The following is an 18577-nucleotide window of genomic DNA, read 5'->3' on the forward strand; positions in this document are numbered from 1 at the left end:
AACCGAGGTCCACGGATTTGCAATCCGCTGCATAGCCACTCTGCCAACGCGCCTTTCTTTAACGCTTTAAGAGGTCTCCCCCGTTGCGTGGTTGCTACTTTACGGATTCAGAAAAGATAGTCAAACAAAAATCTTTCATTTTCTGTTTGTTTGCTTTTTTTTAAATCAATCAGATGAAAATTCGATCCAATTGCGTATTTATTGATTCTGCCCCAAACACTTTCATCCGGTAAACGAACTAAAAATAAAGCGGCGAATTCGCCGCTTTAGGTCATCAACCGTTACTTACACGCTTGAGTAAACGTCCCACAACGTTTGGATGGTAAGACCAAGTATGATCAAACATCGACATTAACGCAGGGTTTCCGTACTTAGATAAACTGATCGCATGGAAACGGTTTTTCTTCGCTTTAAGCGCATCCACTTTTGCCAACAACTCATCTTGCTGTTTTGGCGCAATAAAATCAGAAATTACCACCATGTCTGCGTTTTTGTATTTATCTCCACTCATCAAATCGATGGATTTGATAAGCGTTGGCTCCAAATCTGTACCACCATGGAAACTATACGTTAAGAAATCCGCCGCCTCACGCAAACCATCTTGTTTGGTGAGCTCGTAAGTAATGTGCTCAGTAGAGAAAATGATCACGTAACAATCGCGCTGTTCGGCCAGTGCAATCTGCATTAACGCATACGCCATCGCTTTTGCGCACTGCTCAGGGAAACCACTCATCGAGCCAGAGGCATCCACACAGACGATGAACGGCCCTTTTTCGATATCCACAGCTTTGTTGTCTGGACGATGCGCTTTGACTTTACGTAAAGTGCGAGATTTACCTTGCGTGCGATAGTTCATTAAACGCTTGTCGACCAGATGCTTGTAGAACACAACTTCTAGCTCAGGGTAAGCCAAAAACATGGTCTCGTTTGGCAGCAGCTTGTTGAGATCGTCACTTTCATGGATACCGACGATATCATCAGTCGCTTCGTCGCTTTTTTCTTCAACCATTTGCAGCTCTTCCGCTGGTGCACGGTTTAAGTCAGGATCATTCACTTGCCCAGCCATACGGCCAAGCTGTTCTGCGATTTCTTGCAAGCCTTTGTGCTTTTTCAAAAACTCCGCATGACGCTTCATCACCGTTAAATCGGTTTTGCTGAGTTTCGCCGAAGCCATATCCCACAAGCGCCCTACGCTTTCAGCGTCACCAGATTCCGTCACTTTATCCATATTGCGCATGGTTTCCATACGTTGATACAGATCGTTAAGAACTTTCTCTTTGTTGGCTTCTAACTCACTTACTTGCGCCTGTTTAATTGCATCAGCAAGGCTTTGATACCATTGGTCACAGAAGTAATGCGGGAACATCGGGTTGTTGACCCCTTTGTTCTTTTCCATCATGCGGCGTGCTTGCATGTAAAACGCAGAGTGCCACTCAAGCTTTTTGATCACATCCTCTATGCGCTCAAAAAACTCGTCTTCATCCCAGTGAATCACTTCTTGATATAAAGCGAGCTCTTGTTGGAAACGCTCCGTCTCACATACTTTGGTGATGCGTTTCTTTACGTTGCCGCGCCATTTTAACAAATGGTTTTTCACCGACGATTTTACACCTCGGTTTTCTGCCATCATCATGACTTGAGAGCGAGCCATCAAATCATTTACAGCACTGTCGATGATGCCTGAATCCGCCACCATCAGCGCCAAGTTGAGTCCGTCTGCACCTAACATGTCGTCTCCTTAAGAGAAAAACTGATGTAAGTTTTTAAAGCGTTGAATGATCTTCTCGCTTTCACCTTGGATAGACTCAAGTCGTTGGCTCACCTGTTGCAGACTCGACTCCATAAGACGTGGTAATTCAGGATCCACAAAACTGTGTGGCAGTGCATCATGAAAGTTCGCTTTGACTTTACGCATGTGGTGCTCTGCTTCACTCAGTTGGTTTACGGCTTTTTCGCTTTGCGACAACCATTTTTGGTACAGCTCAATGTCCAAACCTTGTTGCGTTACCAAGCTCACCAAAATACCGCGGTTAGCAATATCGCGGATCACCAAGTTGTTCGCCGCATCCATATCAAAACGCAGACGACACATATTGGTGTTTTGGTTTACGTAACCGTACACATCACCTTGGCCATCTTTGATCACACGGTCCAGTTCATCTTTCGGTACATAAACCCAACGGCTATCGCCTTTTTCCGATTCCGATACCGACATGTTGCTTTGCAAGATAACCAACTTCACTAGGTTAACGGCCGCACCCACTTTGTAGGTTTTCGCCTTCGAAGTATCGAAACGCATGGTTTCTTTGCGCAAAATACCGGTTGCTGCTTCAGAGGTCAGCGTCATACGGTAGGTATCTTCTAGCTCATGCTGAACATCAATCAAAGACTCGCGGCAGTACTCGATTTCCTGCTCTGCGTCTTGTTGGTCAAAAGCGTGCTTGAGCGCGAATTCTTGTACCACTTCACGCACGACATCACGCGACTCAGGGCTATTCCAGAGACAGTCTTGCAATAACAACAGATCAAGAGGATTAATTTCATCACGACCATTAAAGAAAGCGCTCGCTTTCAGTAACTTAACCGCCTTTTTCCAGCGACGGTCAGACACGTACATGTCGGTATGTGCTGCGTCACCAAATTGTGCTTCCACTTTGGTTTCCAGCATCGTTTTTAGTTGGAACAGCTTTTCAAACGCATTGTCGGTGAGCGTCAGTTTGTCGAGTTGTTGCTGCCACTGGTGATACTCTTCATCGGTAATCGCCAAACCTTCCGGAATTTGCGCTTCTTGCGATGTGCCAACGGTCAGCATGGATTTGAAGTTTTGCTTATTCTGAATTCGGTTTACGAACACACGTACGAGCATTCGGTCGTACAGTGCGTCTAGGCCGCTGTCTTCATCTGGTAATTCGTTGGAAGCAGAAACCAGCAAACGCATTGGAACACGTTCAATGTCACTGCCATTTTTGAATGTTTTTTCGTTCACAACGGTCAACAGAGTGTTCAGAATCGCAGGGCCCGCTTTCCAAATCTCATCAAGGAAAACGACTTGTGCAGTAGGTAGGTAACCTTTGGTGAGTCGGACATAACGGCCGTTGTCCTTCAACTCTTGAATACTCAAAGGACCAAACACTTCTTCTGGTGTCGAGAATCGAGTCATCAAGTATTCAAAGTAACTGCTGTTATCAAAAGCTTGGATAAGACGCTTTGCAATAAGACTCTTTGCAATACCTGGAGGACCTAAAAGAAAGACGCTCTCCCCAGCCAAAGCGGCAAGGAGACAGAGTTTGATGGTGTGTTCGCGTTCATAAACGCCATCAGTTAACGCTTTTGCAAGCTTGTTAATACGCTCGGAAAGTAGTGCTTTTTCGGCATTGGATGCAAAAGAAGGTTGGATCATACGTACTCCGGCTGCTGAACTGATGCTGTGTATTTATTTTTATACATTTGTTATCACTTTGTTACAAGTGTAATTTGTTCGAATCACCCTTATAACAGATGCTTATCCCTCTCTTTGCTGAGCAATCAAAGTTTCCATTTATGAGATATAGCTCACTGAAAGTGCAAACGCTTTCGTGGTCTTGCAACAGTTTTTGCTTTTGTTTCCCAGCGTTTGTGGTTAATGTTCAAAAACGTCAAATTGCGGTCATTGCTAGGGTTTACAACTGCATGAGCAAAACAATTCATAAATGGAAGCAAATTTCTTTGGTTGAAGAAGACGTTCAGCTTCCTACAGGTCAAGTCATTTCACACACCACCATTCACCATCCAGGCGCTGCTGTAATACTGCCAGTCGCCGCCAATGGCGATATAGTCTTAGTGAATCAGTTTCGACCTTCTCTCAATAAATGGCTTCTGGAGTTACCAGCAGGGACTCGCGAAGGCGACGAAGACCCGCTCTGCTGCGCGCAACGTGAGTTGGAAGAAGAAACCGGCTTCAGCGCAGATAAATTTACCCCACTCGGCCAAGTGACACCGCTTGCTGGGTTTTGTGATGAAATTCAGTATTTGTTTGTCGCCGAACACTTAGCCAAAACCAATCGCTACGAGTGTGACGACGATGAAGTGATTGAAGTCGTGACATTGTCACGAGAACAGCTCGAAGAAAAAATTATTGATGGCACCATTACCGATGCCAAAACCATCGCTTGCTTAAGCAAAGCTCGCCTTTGCGGATACATTTAGGAATTTGGACCAAGGAGATATTCATGGATTTTCGTTCAGACACAGTGACTCAACCCACCCAAGCTATGCGCGAAGTAATGTTCAGCGCCCCTGTTGGCGATGATGTTTATGGTGACGATCCTACCGTAAACGAGCTAGAGCAATTCGCGGCTGAATTAGCAGGGTTTGAGGCAGCGTTGTTTACCACTTCTGGCACACAAGCAAACCTTTTAGGATTAATGGCGCACTGTGAGCGTGGCGATGAATATTTATGCGGCCAGCAAGCGCACAATTACAAATATGAAGCAGGTGGCGCAGCGGTACTGGGTTCTATCCAGCCTCAACCAATAGAAAACAATCCAGATGGCACGTTGCCATTTGACAAATTAGAGGCGGCAATTAAACCTGATGACGCGCACTTTGCTCGTACTCGTCTGCTAAGTTTAGAAAACACCATCAACGGTAAAGTGATCCCACTGTCTTACTTAGCGGAAGCTCGTGAATTCGTTAATAAACACAATCTGAAACTGCATCTCGACGGTGCCCGCGTGTTTAACGCAGCTGTTGCGCTCGATGTTCCCGTCAAAGATATTGGTCAATACTTTGATTCCATGACGATTTGTTTATCGAAAGGTCTTGCGGCACCCGTTGGTTCACTGCTGCTTGGCAGCAAGGAATACATCGCGAAAGCTCGCCGTTTAAGAAAGATGGTCGGTGGCGGAATGCGTCAGGCAGGTATTTTAGCGGCAGCAGGTAAACTGGCGATCACGGAACAAGTCGCGCAGTTAAAGCAAGATCACATCAATGCAAAAGCATTGGCGGAAGGTTTAGCTGAACTACCGGGTTTCTCGGTAAATCCTGACTTCGTTCAAACCAACATTGTGTTTGCTAAGTTGGATGCTAAAGTCGATATCCAAAGCATAGCGGAACAACTCAAGCAACAAAACATCATCATCAGCCCAGGAAACCCAATTCGCTTTGTCACACACAAAGACATCTCTGCTGAAGATATTCAAACCTTCCTATCGAGCCTTAAATCTCTGCTTTAGATTGATTTTGATCATTGAGCTTCCCCTTGGGGGAAGCTTTATTCTACGGTCAATTATCGCTAAATCGAGAATCCATAATGCTAAGAACCCTCCTTTTAACGTCTCTCATTTTTACTTCCACCGTTTATGCCAATCCTTTTGGCGATGCTGAGAAAGGCAAAGTTAAAGCCCCAAGCTGCGTATATTGCCACGGCACAAATGGACTAAGCAGTAATGACGCCTATCCGAACCTTGCAGGTCAAAGTCCTAAATACTTGTATGACTCGATGAAAGCCTATCAGGATGGTTTGCGAACCGGGCCACTGGCAGAGATGATGAAAGCGCAATTACGTATGCTGAACGATGAAGATCTCCGCGATGTTGCTGCATTTTTTGCCGAGCAATCAGGCGACTAAACGGTCTGCATTAATGAGTGAGAAAAGGCTCGTCAGCAGTACGAGCCTATTTATTTTCCTGAATATAAAACCAACAACACATTCCACTAGCAAATGAACACAAATCAATCAAACACACTTTAGATCAAATATTTGATGAATTTATAGTTCACTACAGGCATTAATATTGACTTTTTATTCTACTTTATCGATATTTCATGCTTTGTTTGATTCGACGTGAAGTAAGTTATGTCTCACACACATGCGCAGCCATCGGAATCGGCTGCAACAAAGCAATCATGGCAGATGCCTGACACTCTCATTTTAATCTTTTTTGTTGGTATCTTTGCTGCGATTCTTACCTATCTAATTCCTGCTGGTCACTTTGATAGCCAACAGGTGTCTTACGTGGTAGATGGTGCGGAAAAAACACGTACTGTTATTGATCCGTCTTCTTTCTCGTACGCAACCGACGAAAACGGCGAGCTGGTTTACAACAAAGTGGGTCTCTTCGCTTCTGGCGGCGGTATCGGCTTGATGAACTTCCCATTTGAAGGTCTGGTTTCAGGTTCAAAATGGGGCAGCGCAATCGGCGTTATCATGTTTATGCTTGTGATCGGCGGCGCTTTTGGTGTCGTGATGCGCACGGGCACTATCGACAACGGTATCCTTCGCCTGATCGACAAAACCAAAGGTAACGAAGCGCTCTTCATTCCTGTTCTGTTCTTGCTGTTCTCTTTGGGCGGCGCTGTCTTTGGGATGGGTGAAGAGGCGGTGGCGTTCGCCATCATCATCGCTCCATTGATGGTTCGCCTAGGTTATGACGGCATTACGACCGTAATGGTGACTTACGTTGCGACTCAGATTGGTTTTGCGACATCTTGGATGAACCCATTCTCGGTTGCGATTGCACAAGGTATTGCTGGTATTCCTGTACTATCGGGCATGACGGTTCGTATGGCACTTTGGGTTGGTTTTACACTCATCGGTATCGCCTTTACGATGGTTTATGCGTCTCGCATCAAAGCAAATCCTGAGTACTCTTACAGCCGCCGTACGGATAAATACTTCCGTCAGCAAGAACTAGGTAGCCACGACTCTCGTTGGAACTTCGGAGACACGCTCGTTATTCTAACGGTTATCGCAACGACGATTTGGGTGGTTTGGGGCGTAGTAGCCAAAGCATGGTACATCCCAGAAATCGCTTCTCAGTTCTTCACAATGGGCTTTGTGGTTGCCATCATCGGTACGATCTTCCGCCTAAACGGCATGACCCTTAACTGTGCGGCGGACGCATTCAAAGAAGGCGCAGCAATCATGCTAGCTCCTGCTCTTTTGGTTGGCTGTGCGAAAGGTGTATTGCTTATTCTGGGGGGTGGTACTACCGATGAAGCAAGCGTACTGAACTCGATTTTGAACAGCGCAGGCGGCGTGATCAGCGGCCTTCCTGATGTTGCCGCAGCTTGGTTGATGTATGTGTTCCAATCCATTTTCAACTTCTTCGTGACCTCGGGTTCTGGCCAAGCAGCACTTACGATGCCTCTGCTGTCTCCTCTTGCAGACATCGCTGGCGTAACGCGTCAGGTAGCGGTTCTGGCATTCCAACTGGGTGATGGTTTCACTAACGTGATCGTCCCTACTTCTGCGTCCCTAATGGCAACACTTGGCGTGTGTCGTATCGACTGGGGTGACTGGGCGAAATTCTGCTGGCGCTTTATGCTATTACTCTTTACCCTATCGAGCATTGTCGTCGTCGCAGCTCACGTGATGGGTTTTGCGTAAACTGATTAACAGATAAGAAGGCGAGACAAGTTCTCGCCTTTTTTGATTCAAGCCAAATGGCAAATAAGCATCAAAACGATGTTTTGGAGTGACAACTTTAATGGCAACACAATTTCTGGATGACGTAATTCAAGGTCATCAAGTCATTCAATCTCTCGACGTAACTGACTTGCCTGCTGGCGAGCATAAATTCTGGTTCCGCATTGCAACCAATGCCCTATCTCAGTGGCAACACCTACCAGTATTGGTATTCAAAGGCGACAAGCCGGGCAAGAAGATTATGATCACTGCCGGTGTTCATGGCGATGAATACAACGGCGTTCTTGCCGCGCAAAAAACAGCTCGAGAGCTGATCGGCAAAGAACTGGCGGGCACTGTCACTGTTGTTCCAACCATCAACTTAACGGGTATGTTGAACCACAGCCGCGATTTTTACTCCGCTGATCCTGATGCCTCACCAGCAAACCTAAACCGCTTTTTCCCAGGCGACGCAAACGGCAATGAGGCCAATCGCTACCTGTTTGCATTATGGAACAATCTGCTTAAGCCAAATGCAGAGCTTGCGATTGATCTTCACACCCAAACCAGTGGTGCCGCTTACCCATTGTATGTGTTTGCCGATTTCCGTATCGAACAATCGTTGGAAATGGCTCGCTCAATTAACCCAGACGCTATCTTAAACGATCCGGGGGACGCAGGTGTTTTAGAAACCGTGTGGAACAACAGCGGCATTCCAAGCATTACTATCGAAGTGGGCATGGGGCGTTACACTGAGCAAGCGCTGATTGATCGTACGGTTGCGGGGATTTTTAACGTGCTAAAGCGCCACGAAGTGATTTCTGGTGAAGCTTCGCCAGTCATCCCTTGCCTTGAAGGTAACGAGATCATCAGTATTCGAGCCGAGTTTGGTGGCTTCGTTCTACCACAAGTGAAAATGATGGATACCGTTGAACAAGGTCAATTGCTTGCGATTCAATACGATAGCTTTGGTGACGAAATTCAGCGCTACATGGCACCAACTAGTGGCACGGTATTAAGTCACAACATTGAGTCGATCAGGGCTCCTGGTTCATTGGTTGTTCGCCTAATCAAATAGCCCTAGTTGTTCGCTATTTGAAAGCACTTTTTCGGATAGGTCAATTTGCAACAAAAAGCCCCGCTCATTTAGTGGGGCTTTTTACGAATAAGATCTATTTCTTCATTCGTGACATTGTCACTAACAATACGGTTACTGCACAACTTGTCTGTACTACACCTAGGTTTTGAATTATTCCTGCCAATCCAAGCCCCGACCCAATCAGTAAGTAGTACATCAGCCCAAATACTGCGCCAGCACTGCCCGCTTGCTGTTTATAATCCACCAAAGCAGCGCTTAGTACGTTAGGTATCGCAATGCCAAACGCCATCACGACCAATAACATTGGAACTAAAAACCAAATAGATGTTTGAGCCCAAAAGACACCAAACCCACCAGCCAACAACAGTATCGATGCGATCCACAACAAAGATGTTTGCGTCCGTCCTTTACCCAACAAAAATTTATTCAACAAGCTGCCGACAAATGTACCTAAGCCAAGTACAACGCCACTGTATCCAAACTCCGATGAGCTAAAACCTAACGCCTCAAATGTGAAAGCACCTAATTGGTAGTAAGAAAACAATGCGATATTGTAGAGCGCAACTAATAACGTCGATTGCCAGATTTGCGCATCTCTCAGCATTCGTCCCAGAAGTGAACCAATATTCAAAGGCTGTTTCTGAATTTGTGTCTCTGGCAGTTTGAAAGCGTTGTAAACAAACAAGCCTAATGCCATGACAAACAGTGTAAAAAAGACGGTTTGATAGCCGCCCAAGGCGGTTAATTGGCCGCCGAGCAACATGCCAATCACCGGACTGACAGAAATTCCTATTCCCATTACGCCGAATACTTTACCCAATTCTTCGCCAGAAAAACTGTCCCGCAACATGGTTTGCGTCACCACAGAACCAACCGCAATACCAAAGGCGCTCAACGCTCGTGCTAACATAACCACATCAAAGCGGTCAGTTTGCATCGCAACCAATGCAGAAAGCCCATAAACGAGCAAGCCAACTAGCATGGTTGGACGTCTTCCCCATTTATCTGCTAGTAGCCCCCAAACCACGACTCCGATTGCAAATGCTGTAAAGTAGATCGATAGGGTTTGCGCTGCTTGCGTATAGGTGACTGAGAATGACTGTGCAATATCACCAAGTGCAGGGCTGTAAATCGTCTCTACAATTTGTGGAAACATCAGCATCACAACCATTAATCCAATAGAAGGTTTCGTTTTCATTTTTGCCTCTCTATCCCACTTCGACCTGATGAATTCAGAAGCTTAAGTGGGTAACAAACTTAACTTGGCGCGCAGTATAGAAGGCGTTATGCTTTACCCATTAACATCATTAAGACCAAAAACATCAAAATTCGGACAAATGGCACTTATTGAAGAAAACACTCAGTTTGATGCAGACAAGCTCACAGCCAACGTGGTCGGCATTGCTGCAGATGTTGGTAAACACGACTCAGGGATGCATCAGCACCATAAAGGTCAGTTACTTTACGCGCCACAAGGATGCATGACGTTTGCCCTAAATGATTCCATTTGTATTTTGCCGCCAACCAAAGCAGTGTGGATCCCGCCTCATACTCCACATCGCGCCGTAATGACGAATGTTGTGTCGTATCGCTCTGTTTATTTCGATTGTGACAAGTTTTCTTGCCCGAAAAGCATCGTGATGATTGAAGTTAACGATCTTCTAAAAGCACTGATCAATAAAATGGCTTTGTGGGAGTGGGACATAGAGCAAACCAAAACAAATGCGACAACCATATTGTTTTGGGAAGAGTTTTATCAAGCAAAGCAATTCGAGCTCACTTTACCATTGCCATCGGATCGTCGTTTGGCTTCATTTCGAAACGCGATGACAAAAGACGGATTCATTGCTCCTGATCTCAACCATTTATCGAAAACAATCGGGGCAAGCGGTAAGACAATTACAAGACTGTTTAAGTCCGAAACAGGCATGTCTTATCAAGATTGGCGTCAGCAATGGCGATTGTTAAAGGCAATAGAGCTGTTGTGTGAGGAGAGGCAAGTCAGTGATGTTGCCCATTGCTTGGAGTTTTCATCAGACAGCGCATTCATTGCGTTTTTTAAAAAACAAACGGGACAAACACCACTGAGCTTTATGAAGCATCGAACCTTACTGTAAGGTCAGCAGTTGGACCATTTACTGTTTTTGATCGACCAGGATCAACTCATCTAGCGCAAAGCCTTTCTCTTTGGCGACTCGCTTAAATCGCTCCACCGTCGCCTTATCGACATTTGGTTTCCGAGAAAGTAGCCACAAGTAATCATGGTTAAAACCTGAGATAAAGGCATACTCATAGTTTTCTCCTAGCTCGAACACAATGTACGAGGAATAGAACGGGCCAAAAAATGAAACTTTAAGATGGCCGATGTTTTCATCTCCAACGAAATACGCTTGGCCTTCGGCTTGTGTCCACTTTTTATTTTCTTGCGAATAACCACGGTTGATAACCGTGACACCACCGTCTTCACGCAATTCGTATTCAGCCGTAACGTTAGAGAGGCCGCGCTCAAAGGAATGATCCAGTCGAGCTATTTCATACCATTTACCGAGGTATGGTTGGAGTGCAAAGTTGTTTACAGGCTCAACATCATCTGGTTTTGACGTACAACCAAACATCGCGATCAAACATAACAACATCCATGCTTTTATAGATTTCATTTTTAACTCCAATAGCGATTACTCATTGATTTTACTCTATAAGATTGAAAATCGATCACAGACGAAAGATTTTAGAATCTCCGCAAGCCAACCCTTGTTCCTGATAACCTTGCAAAGCTTCAAAAACATTGAAATGACTGACGACAATAACTTTGTCATATTGTCTGTACCTTTCCAAAACCGCCATCGTTCGTGCTTTTAACGCCGTCACATGCTCATAGCGCTCGTCGCTCATCGGCAGTCTTAGTTTTAGCAACTCGCGATATTCGTGCCAACGCCGGTCTCGCTCAGCCAACGAAATATAACCACCAGCAGTATCCGCCCGCCACTCTCTCAGATCGTGTTCGACAAACAATTCAAATCCATGACGGCGGTTAAGGATCTCCGCCGTTTGGAGCGCTCTCGTATATGGTGAACAAATAATAGCCTGCGCATCATCGAATACGGCGTTGGTAAGCTTTTGATGAAGTTCCGATAAATACGCTCGATCTAATGGCGCGTAATCTTTCTCTAACTGCGTCATGCATCTTTCATCAGCTAATGAAAAATCTGGCACGCCATGTCGCACAAAAATAATGTCCATCTATCTGTTTTCTCTTAGTTTTTACTTATTTTATAGTTTTTCGAGATAAGCTTGTGCTTTTTTCGGGTTAGTCAAATGAACAAATTGAATGGGTGAGCCGCTCAATTCACGTTTCAGTTGAAGATATTTTCGTCGTCGTTTTGCGTAGTTTTTAATAGACCATAATACGATGGAGTCTTTTGTGAACAGTCGATACAGACTTTCTCTGTTACCAGTCCCTTCCCACAGCTCTTGCTCTGTGTAAATACGAGTGAGTGCACGTTTGATCGCTCGGTAAAACGTCACCGTTCTTGAATAATCCAACCAAATGATCGTGTCGACGTCTTGCCACTTTATGCTTTCAGTTCGAGAATAGTTTCCATCCAAAACCCATTCGCTTTGCGTGAGGGCCGTTTTTAAGTTGCTGAAAAACTCATGGTCGGTGCTTTCTCGCCAGCCCGCTTTCCAAAACAATTTGTCCATTTCGATATGTGTAACGTCGAGCTTCTGAGCTAAGGCTTTTGCGAAAGTAGACTTACCACTACCGCTACTACCAATGACATTTATCCTTTTCATATAACGCCCTCCATGGCGCTGGCAACAAACTGACGAAGAACGCTGCAATTAGTCAAAACTACAGCTTATTTTTACAGGTCGGTGATAGTAGTGTTTTGTATGATTGATAAGAAGTTTCAATGTCAATCATGTAAACCATAACTCATATTAAATTTGATTTATAGCGCTTAACGCTGCCCCAACTCTCGAGTAAATTGAGTCTTCGTAGGCAACAACATCACGAGTTTTTACACTGTAAACTGATTTATCAAGAACAGAGCGTTTGATTTATCGTGCTTATTTTCTATGTAAACTCGCTCCAATTACTCATCGAATTAACTTTGTGCATATCAAAAGTTTGCACAACATAGACAATGGCGTGATCTCATCACCACTATAATACGACCCGATATGAATAGAGGTGATGGTTATGATGTTAAAAACAGTGTCGACTTGTGCAATTTTGGGGTTGCTTGTTGGTTGCCAACCAAAAAACCAAGAAGAGACGACACATGTAACAGCCTCGGCAGATGTATGTAATACACAGGGAAACATGCCAGGTGGGTGGAACGAATTTGATGCTACCCCTGATGCACAAAAGGCGATGGCCTTTGTCCTGAAACAAATGGATACCCTTTCGTCATTCAAACAAATTCTGACAGTTCATGCACAAATAGTGAGCGGTGTGAACTACGCAATTGAATTTGAAATGGATGATGGCTCGATTTGGAACACTATTGTGTATCGTAATCTCGACGGAGAGTACGCGATTACTCAATCGCCAAAAGAAGGTCACTTCTGCGAACAATAAGTATCAGAGTCGATAAAAAAGCCCCATAAAGGGGCTTTTTTGTTTTCATTTAACTATTTGATTTTTATTTAGATATTAGCATCTGAGATTTAACCGAAACGGTAGAACCAAACCTAGACGGTTCAACATCGATTCGCAACGCCATCTGCTCTTTGAGTTCAGACACGTGCGAAATTACGCCAATCATGCGGCCCGTTTGTTGCAAGTCGACCAATGTTTGAATCGCCAGATCGAGAGATTCAGGGTCCAAGCTACCAAAGCCTTCGTCGATGAATAACGTATCTAAACGAATTCCACCGCTGTAAGATTGCACGACATCAGACAAGCCTAATGCCAAAGCTAAAGCTGCCATGAAGGATTCTCCACCCGACAACGTTGCAACATCACGCATTTTTCCGGTGTAACCGTCTTCCACCACGAGATCAAGTCCTCGCCCTGCTGCACCCTTAAAACCCTCTGTTTTACGCGCTAGAATATATCGACCCTTGCTCATCAAACTCAGTCGTTGAGAAGCTTGAATCAACACATCATCCAATAAAACCCCCAACACAAATCGGTGTAAACTGATACGGCTGCCCGTTTTACCACTGGCGACATCATAAAGCGTACCGAAAACTTTGTACTCTTCCTCTAATTTACGGTTTTTATCGTGCAGATTAGAAATTTCATTGCGAACTTTTTCCAAGCCTTCAAACAGTGAACGCGTGCTATCCAGCTGATTTCTAATTTCTAGATACGAATGTTGAGCAGTGCTTAAACTCCCGTTAAGCGCTTCTAAATTAGGCTTCTCGACCGCCTTCAAAGCTTGATTTAAATCCGCAAGAGTTTGTTCTAACTGAATTTTTGTCTGCTTAAAGTTATCTATTTCTTGTTGCCAAGTTTGAGTTTGTTGTTCACTCACTTTACTCTGTAAGAAGTGCGCTTCATCAGCAAACGCACTCGCTTTTAGTGCGCTTTCCCATTCGGTTTTAGCATTTTCCAGTTTACTATTCGCTTCCAACAGCCACTGTTGGTGAGTCGTCAACTGACTATCGACATTTGATTTCGCCAGCTCAGCTTGTTGTAACTGCGCTTGCGCAGATTCTAGGCCGTTATTCAGCTCAACAATTTGCTTGTGTATCTGAGTCAAGTCGTTTTCTAGTTGCTCTAGTGATGTGTATTTATCATCTAATGACGCACTCAATTTCGCTAACTGCTGCTGATTTGCTTTAATCGTCGATTCATTTGCAGCCATCTGGTTTTGCAAATCGTTGATCTTACCTTCGCCAACCACACAACGTTGATTCAACTCGTTCACGCTTTGCTCAAGCTGAGCAATATTAATTGCGTTCAAATGCTGTAATCGTTCATTGAGTTGATGAATTGATGCCTGTAATGCTTGCAGCTCTAGGTTCGCGTTCTGCCCCAACTCCGAAACCATTTGCTCAATTTGCTGCGTGTATTGAGCAATCGCAATATTGTGTTGTTCCAACTGGTTGCTCAATTGGTTCAGCGTGATTTGAGCCTCACGCTCCTGATGACGAGCCTGTTGAACTTGCTCTTTTGTGACTTCATCACCAACAAACTGAGCAGGCTGAGGATGTTCGGTACCACCACAAACGGGACACTTCTCTCCAGTTTGTAAACGAAGAGCAAGAACTGCCGCTTGCGCATTATGCCAACTGAGCTCTAACGCATCCGCTTCACGTTGAAGGTTTTCATAGTGAGACTTGGCTTGAGTTACCGAGGCTTGTTTACTTGATGTCAATGCATCTAGCTTTGAAAGCTCTTGATTTAAGTTACCTAACTTTTGAACATCCGACATCAAACGCTGCTGCTGTTTGATCTTTGCATCCACACTACCAATACTTGCGACATCAATGCGAGCTTGCTCCAACACTTTTTGCGCTTGCAGGGCGTCTTGCGTCAGTTTTTCCCTAAACACTATGTATTTTTTTAGCGTTTCTTCAAATTCTGATTTCTGCTGTAGTCCTGCAGCGATGGCGATATCCAGTTCAACCTTCTCGACCAACTTGCCTTTCATGCTTTCAAGTTGGTATTGCTGCTCTGTCAGCCTAGGAACCCGATTCGCTTGTTCTTTCGCCTGTTGGAAGGCTTGTTCCTTCGTTTTTAAGACGTCGTCAGCGGCTTTTAGGTCTTGAGAAAGAACGGCAACCTTTTGGTTTAAATCTTGAACTTGCTGGGCGGCATTTTGCAGCGTGATATAAGGCAGTTCAATCCTACTCGCCTTTTTCGCATTATCTAACTGCAGTTGGCGAGCCGAAATGGTTTCAGTTTGTTGCAAGTGCAGATGGAGCGCAGCTTCTGCTTGTTCACGCTTTTTAAATTCATTGCTTAACGTTTCAGCTTTCTGAATTTCTGTTTTCACGGCATTTAACTGAGCAAGCGATTCCTGCTCTCGCTTTTGCGCTGACGCAAATTGGACAGACAGCGTTTCACGTTGTTCTGTTAATTCCGCTTCTGATGTCACTCCCGCAACTTGAAGCGCGCCACGAATTTGGTTATCAAACTCATCTTTTGCTTTGCTTATCGAGCTTGCTTTGTCTTTTAAGGCGTATTCAATCTTTTTGTAGATATCCGTTTCGAACAACTGGCCAAAGATCTCTTCACGCTCTTTAGACGTTGCTAATAACAGCTCGCGAAATTTACCTTGAGGCAATACCATAACCTGACGGAACTGAGTTTCGTTCAAACCGATAATATTAGTGATCTCAGTTTTAACTTGGGTCGTTTTGCTGGTGATGAGTTTTTCTGTCTCACCCAATTCATACAATGACGCCGTGTGTTTGCGAACGGTCAATCCCTCACCACGGGCTTTCGGAGCTTCTTGCTCCGGCGCGCGAGTCACTCGGTAAACTTTGCCATGCAAAGAGAAATCTAGAATTACTTCGGTTAGCAGCTGTGGCGATGCTAAATCACAGCGCATTTGGATCCCTTGACGTTCATTGCTAGTGGTTTCGCCATATAGCGCAAAGCAAATCGCGTCTAAGATCGAGGTTTTACCTGAACCAGTAGGTCCATTAATTAAAAATAAAGCATTACTTCCAAGCTTTTCAAAATCAATAGTTTCTGTTTTCGCAAACGGACCAAAGGCTTGCATCGTGAGTTTGATTGGTTTCATATTTGGCCCTTACTGCTGTGAAAGTTGCTTAATGATGTCGCTGATTGCTTGCTCTTGCTCATTGGATAATTCACTATCCTGTGCTTCAGCAAAGAAATCTTTGAACATGTCAATTTCACTGCGAGCGAGCTTAGCTTGCGCCATTTCTTGCTCGACACCAATTAGCATTCCTGGCTTCTCTAGATGCAAAACATTCGGGTAAACCGTACGAAGTTTCTCCATCGGGTTCAAAATGGCGTGTTTATCCATTAATCTCACCAGTAAATAATCTTCATTTTTCGGGTCCGTTTTGCCCCACCCTAGAATTTGTTCCAATTCGCCTTCAACGATACGCATTTCATGAGGCGCCGTTAACTCAATATGTTCCGCCCCAATAAAGCCATCTTTGCCGATTTCAACTAATGTGAAGCCTTTCTTTTGATTTTGTTCACCGAAGCTGTACTTCATCAACGAACCAGAATAACGAATGTACTCCTCACCTTTCTTTTGAGGTTGGTGCAAATGACCTAACGCGACATAATCGAAGTTTAAAAAGTGCTCGTGGCTAACTCGATCAGAGCCACCGATAGAGAGCGGTCGCTCTGATTCAGATTCAATAGCACCATCTACAAAGCAATGACTGATTAGAATATTTCGATGCTCAGATTGGAACTGCTCTGTAATTTTTTCGGCAATCAGTTTATGAGCTTCATCGTGTGTCGACACCGGCTCTTTATACACATAACGTACTTGTTCAGGATCATTGTATGGCATTCCATAGAAAGCCACATGACCAGCGGCTTTCGTTTCAATCACAACTGGCGTTAACATATCTTCAAAATTGCTGATGATATGCAATCCCGAACGTTTCATTTGCTCAGAACCAAAACCCAAACGCTCTGCGCCATCGTGATTGCCTGAAATCAATATCATAGGAGTATTGAGCTCACCACAGATTCGCTTTACGACTCGATTAAGCAACTCGATAGCAATCGTTGGTGGAACGGAGCGATCATAGACATCTCCGGCAACGATTACAGCATCAACCGGATTGTTTTCAATATATTGGATAAGTTGCTCAAGAACTGCCTGCTGATCTTCAAGCAAAGAGACATTGTGAAACTGTCGGCCAAGATGCCAATCTGAGGTGTGGATAAACTTCATTCGAATTCACTTTCTGCCACAAACATGGCGTTATCTTATTATCCCGTTAGGATATCGTGACTTCGTAAGCTTTTCATGTGGTTTGTGTTGATTGATCTAAGAATTTTCGCTCTCATTTCGACCAAATAAGGCTCCAACAACATACCCACTTGGCTCGATGTCTAGCTGAACAGCGTGAAAGCGTTCGCTCGCCTCGTTCAATTGTTGTTGATACAGGCAAACTGCTTTGAGAATACCGCTACAGGCTCCAAGCGAACCTAACTTCACATTCAGAAAATGGTATCTCGTGTCGGAGGTAATCCACGGTGAGAAGCTCTGAATATGATGCATCCAAATAGGCTCTTCGCCTTCAACAGATACAGTAAAGTCACTCACCGGATATTTACAGTTAAGCCCTAACTGCTGCATGACCTTCTCTACTGCGATTGAGTGTTGTGTGGCATCTAAATCAACACAAACGTTTCTGCTGAATAAACCACCTTTGCTCGGCTCGCATTTCGCCGCCACGACCGAACTACGCGAACCATTCACGTCATCATTTTTGGCATTAAATCCCAAAACCCAGGTAGGTCGACTTGAGACCAACTCTCTTTCTATTCTTCCAAGAGCCATCAAAAAGGATGCCTGCCCGTAAGGATACAAGTAGATATTTGTACTTGGATGACCACCTAAGGCAGATGATATCTCAAGCATGATTTTTTTCAGTAGCGTTTTATCGCTGAGTTGGGGCAACAATACGCAAACACAACCAGATACTTCTGCTTGTTTTAAGCTTCTCTCATGTGACGCAATCAGCTTAAAAAGTCGTTCTTCATAAACTTCATTGTTAACGTTTTGTGTTCTTTCACCGGAAAACCTAAATGAAGCATCGAGAATAGAGCTGACTTGTACTTCCTCATCGTCAATAAGACATAAAGGCATCTTAAAACCAATTCGCATCTATCCCCCGATGAGGACGGTCGGTACACCCACGAGAATTTTTCCACCATGAGATGTAGAGTCCCCTGATCTAGCAGCCGGTTTACCATTAATCTTAACGCTAGAAGACCCCGCAGATATGCTGTCAGGCGGCCCGATACAAACGAGTTTGTCACCTTTTCTCGCGGCAGGGATGCCTCCTATTTTTACATTTGGAGAACCCATAACAACAGGACCTCCAACATGAGGGATCTTGCCTGTTTTCTTTGGACAAAGGTGAAAACTTCCAATCACTGCTGCTGGTTTACCCATTCTCAGTTCCCT

Annotated in this window: 17 protein-coding genes; 7 read left to right on the top strand and 10 right to left on the bottom strand. The window is 44.6% G+C overall.

Annotated elements, in window-relative coordinates:
- Positions 1-274: 274 nt before the first annotated feature.
- Positions 275-1729 (bottom strand): ATPase RavA stimulator ViaA, encoded by a 1455-nt coding sequence (viaA, locus tag OU793_RS04735; RefSeq protein ID WP_005463855.1) that lies wholly within the window; start codon positions 1727-1729, stop codon positions 275-277.
- Between the two features lie 9 nt (positions 1730-1738).
- Positions 1739-3400 carry an ATPase RavA domain-containing protein gene (locus OU793_RS04740; protein WP_274647731.1) on the bottom strand — a complete coding sequence of 554 codons (1662 nt, stop codon included), beginning with the start codon at positions 3398-3400 and terminating at the stop codon, positions 1739-1741.
- A gap of 269 nt (positions 3401-3669) precedes the next feature.
- On the opposite strand from OU793_RS04740, the gene OU793_RS04745 reads away from it, so the two are divergent.
- From OU793_RS04745 to OU793_RS04765, 5 genes are all read left to right on the top strand, one after another.
- Positions 3670-4185: an NUDIX hydrolase gene (locus OU793_RS04745; protein WP_193237413.1), complete on the top strand. Its 516-nt coding sequence runs from the start codon at positions 3670-3672 to the stop codon at positions 4183-4185.
- A gap of 23 nt (positions 4186-4208) precedes the next feature.
- A complete protein-coding gene (gene ltaE, locus OU793_RS04750) occupies positions 4209-5213 on the top strand; it encodes a low-specificity L-threonine aldolase (RefSeq protein WP_005480299.1) in 1005 nt (334 codons plus the stop codon).
- A 77-nt stretch (positions 5214-5290) separates the two neighbouring features.
- Positions 5291-5608, top strand: coding sequence for a cytochrome c (locus OU793_RS04755; protein WP_005498990.1), 318 nt, complete (start codon positions 5291-5293; stop codon positions 5606-5608).
- 228 nt (positions 5609-5836) lie between these two features.
- Positions 5837-7369: a putative basic amino acid antiporter YfcC gene (yfcC, locus tag OU793_RS04760; protein ID WP_005463845.1), complete on the top strand. Its 1533-nt coding sequence runs from the start codon at positions 5837-5839 to the stop codon at positions 7367-7369.
- 100 nt (positions 7370-7469) lie between these two features.
- Positions 7470-8465, top strand: a complete 996-nt coding sequence (locus OU793_RS04765; RefSeq protein ID WP_005498994.1) for a succinylglutamate desuccinylase/aspartoacylase family protein — start codon at positions 7470-7472, stop codon at positions 8463-8465.
- A 94-nt stretch (positions 8466-8559) separates the two neighbouring features.
- Here the strand turns inward: OU793_RS04765 and OU793_RS04770 are convergent, their stop codons facing one another.
- Entirely contained in the window at positions 8560-9684 is a 1125-nt protein-coding gene (locus tag OU793_RS04770) for a multidrug effflux MFS transporter (protein ID WP_024701991.1), read from the bottom strand.
- Positions 9685-9823: 139 nt separating this feature from the next.
- Here OU793_RS04770 and OU793_RS04775 point away from each other — a divergent pair, with 139 nt between their 5' ends.
- The gene (locus OU793_RS04775) at positions 9824-10603 is read left to right on the top strand and encodes a helix-turn-helix domain-containing protein (protein WP_024700672.1); all 780 of its coding nucleotides are present in this window, start codon (positions 9824-9826) and stop codon (positions 10601-10603) included.
- Positions 10604-10621: 18 nt separating this feature from the next.
- On the opposite strand, the gene OU793_RS04780 is transcribed toward OU793_RS04775, so the two are convergent.
- Genes OU793_RS04780 through OU793_RS04790 form a run of 3 tightly spaced genes read right to left on the bottom strand, consistent with a single transcriptional unit; the run spans position 10622 to position 12281 of the window.
- Positions 10622-11143, bottom strand: coding sequence for a lipocalin family protein (locus OU793_RS04780; protein ID WP_024700673.1), 522 nt, complete (start codon positions 11141-11143; stop codon positions 10622-10624).
- A 55-nt stretch (positions 11144-11198) separates the two neighbouring features.
- On the bottom strand, positions 11199-11726 hold the full coding sequence (locus OU793_RS04785) for a histidine phosphatase family protein (RefSeq protein WP_005463834.1): 528 nt from the start codon (positions 11724-11726) through the stop codon (positions 11199-11201).
- Positions 11727-11756: 30 nt separating this feature from the next.
- Positions 11757-12281 carry an AAA family ATPase gene (locus tag OU793_RS04790; protein WP_029798503.1) on the bottom strand — a complete coding sequence of 175 codons (525 nt, stop codon included), beginning with the start codon at positions 12279-12281 and terminating at the stop codon, positions 11757-11759.
- 409 nt (positions 12282-12690) lie between these two features.
- Here OU793_RS04790 and OU793_RS04795 point away from each other — a divergent pair, with 409 nt between their 5' ends.
- Positions 12691-13071: a cystatin domain-containing protein gene (locus tag OU793_RS04795; protein ID WP_005480328.1), complete on the top strand. Its 381-nt coding sequence runs from the start codon at positions 12691-12693 to the stop codon at positions 13069-13071.
- 64 nt (positions 13072-13135) lie between these two features.
- Here the strand turns inward: OU793_RS04795 and OU793_RS04800 are convergent, their stop codons facing one another.
- The 4 genes from OU793_RS04800 to OU793_RS04815 form a co-directional block, all read right to left on the bottom strand.
- Entirely contained in the window at positions 13136-16192 is a 3057-nt protein-coding gene (locus OU793_RS04800; protein WP_159404347.1) for an AAA family ATPase, read from the bottom strand.
- Positions 16193-16201: 9 nt separating this feature from the next.
- A complete protein-coding gene (locus OU793_RS04805) occupies positions 16202-17335 on the bottom strand; it encodes an exonuclease SbcCD subunit D (protein ID WP_159404348.1) in 1134 nt (377 codons plus the stop codon).
- Between the two features lie 96 nt (positions 17336-17431).
- A complete protein-coding gene (locus tag OU793_RS04810; protein ID WP_140103669.1) occupies positions 17432-18274 on the bottom strand; it encodes a transhydrogenase beta subunit in 843 nt (280 codons plus the stop codon).
- Positions 18275-18565, bottom strand: coding sequence for a PAAR domain-containing protein (locus OU793_RS04815; protein ID WP_005499010.1), 291 nt, complete (start codon positions 18563-18565; stop codon positions 18275-18277). It lies immediately after the preceding gene.
- Positions 18566-18577 lie beyond the last annotated feature (12 nt).

Origin of the sequence: Vibrio sp. VP6, from assembly GCF_028823755.1 — a bacterium.
In the GTDB taxonomy this organism is placed as follows: Bacteria; Pseudomonadota; Gammaproteobacteria; order Enterobacterales; family Vibrionaceae; genus Vibrio; species Vibrio parahaemolyticus.

Coding starts and splice junctions, on each gene's coding strand:
- OU793_RS04755 (WP_005498990.1), top strand. CDS start 5,291: ATGCTAAGAACCCTCCTTTTAACGTCTCTCATTTTTACTTCCACCGTT.
- OU793_RS04780 (WP_024700673.1), bottom strand. CDS start 11,143: ATGAAATCTATAAAAGCATGGATGTTGTTATGTTTGATCGCGATGTTT.
- OU793_RS04785 (WP_005463834.1), bottom strand. CDS start 11,726: ATGGACATTATTTTTGTGCGACATGGCGTGCCAGATTTTTCATTAGCT.
- OU793_RS04810 (WP_140103669.1), bottom strand. CDS start 18,274: ATGCGAATTGGTTTTAAGATGCCTTTATGTCTTATTGACGATGAGGAA.
- OU793_RS04765 (WP_005498994.1), top strand. CDS start 7,470: ATGGCAACACAATTTCTGGATGACGTAATTCAAGGTCATCAAGTCATT.
- OU793_RS04745 (WP_193237413.1), top strand. CDS start 3,670: ATGAGCAAAACAATTCATAAATGGAAGCAAATTTCTTTGGTTGAAGAA.
- viaA (WP_005463855.1), bottom strand. CDS start 1,729: ATGTTAGGTGCAGACGGACTCAACTTGGCGCTGATGGTGGCGGATTCA.
- OU793_RS04790 (WP_029798503.1), bottom strand. CDS start 12,281: ATGAAAAGGATAAATGTCATTGGTAGTAGCGGTAGTGGTAAGTCTACT.
- OU793_RS04795 (WP_005480328.1), top strand. CDS start 12,691: ATGATGTTAAAAACAGTGTCGACTTGTGCAATTTTGGGGTTGCTTGTT.
- OU793_RS04770 (WP_024701991.1), bottom strand. CDS start 9,684: ATGAAAACGAAACCTTCTATTGGATTAATGGTTGTGATGCTGATGTTT.
- ltaE (WP_005480299.1), top strand. CDS start 4,209: ATGGATTTTCGTTCAGACACAGTGACTCAACCCACCCAAGCTATGCGC.
- OU793_RS04805 (WP_159404348.1), bottom strand. CDS start 17,335: ATGAAGTTTATCCACACCTCAGATTGGCATCTTGGCCGACAGTTTCAC.
- OU793_RS04815 (WP_005499010.1), bottom strand. CDS start 18,565: ATGGGTAAACCAGCAGCAGTGATTGGAAGTTTTCACCTTTGTCCAAAG.
- OU793_RS04800 (WP_159404347.1), bottom strand. CDS start 16,192: ATGAAACCAATCAAACTCACGATGCAAGCCTTTGGTCCGTTTGCGAAA.
- yfcC (WP_005463845.1), top strand. CDS start 5,837: ATGTCTCACACACATGCGCAGCCATCGGAATCGGCTGCAACAAAGCAA.
- OU793_RS04775 (WP_024700672.1), top strand. CDS start 9,824: ATGGCACTTATTGAAGAAAACACTCAGTTTGATGCAGACAAGCTCACA.
- OU793_RS04740 (WP_274647731.1), bottom strand. CDS start 3,400: ATGATCCAACCTTCTTTTGCATCCAATGCCGAAAAAGCACTACTTTCC.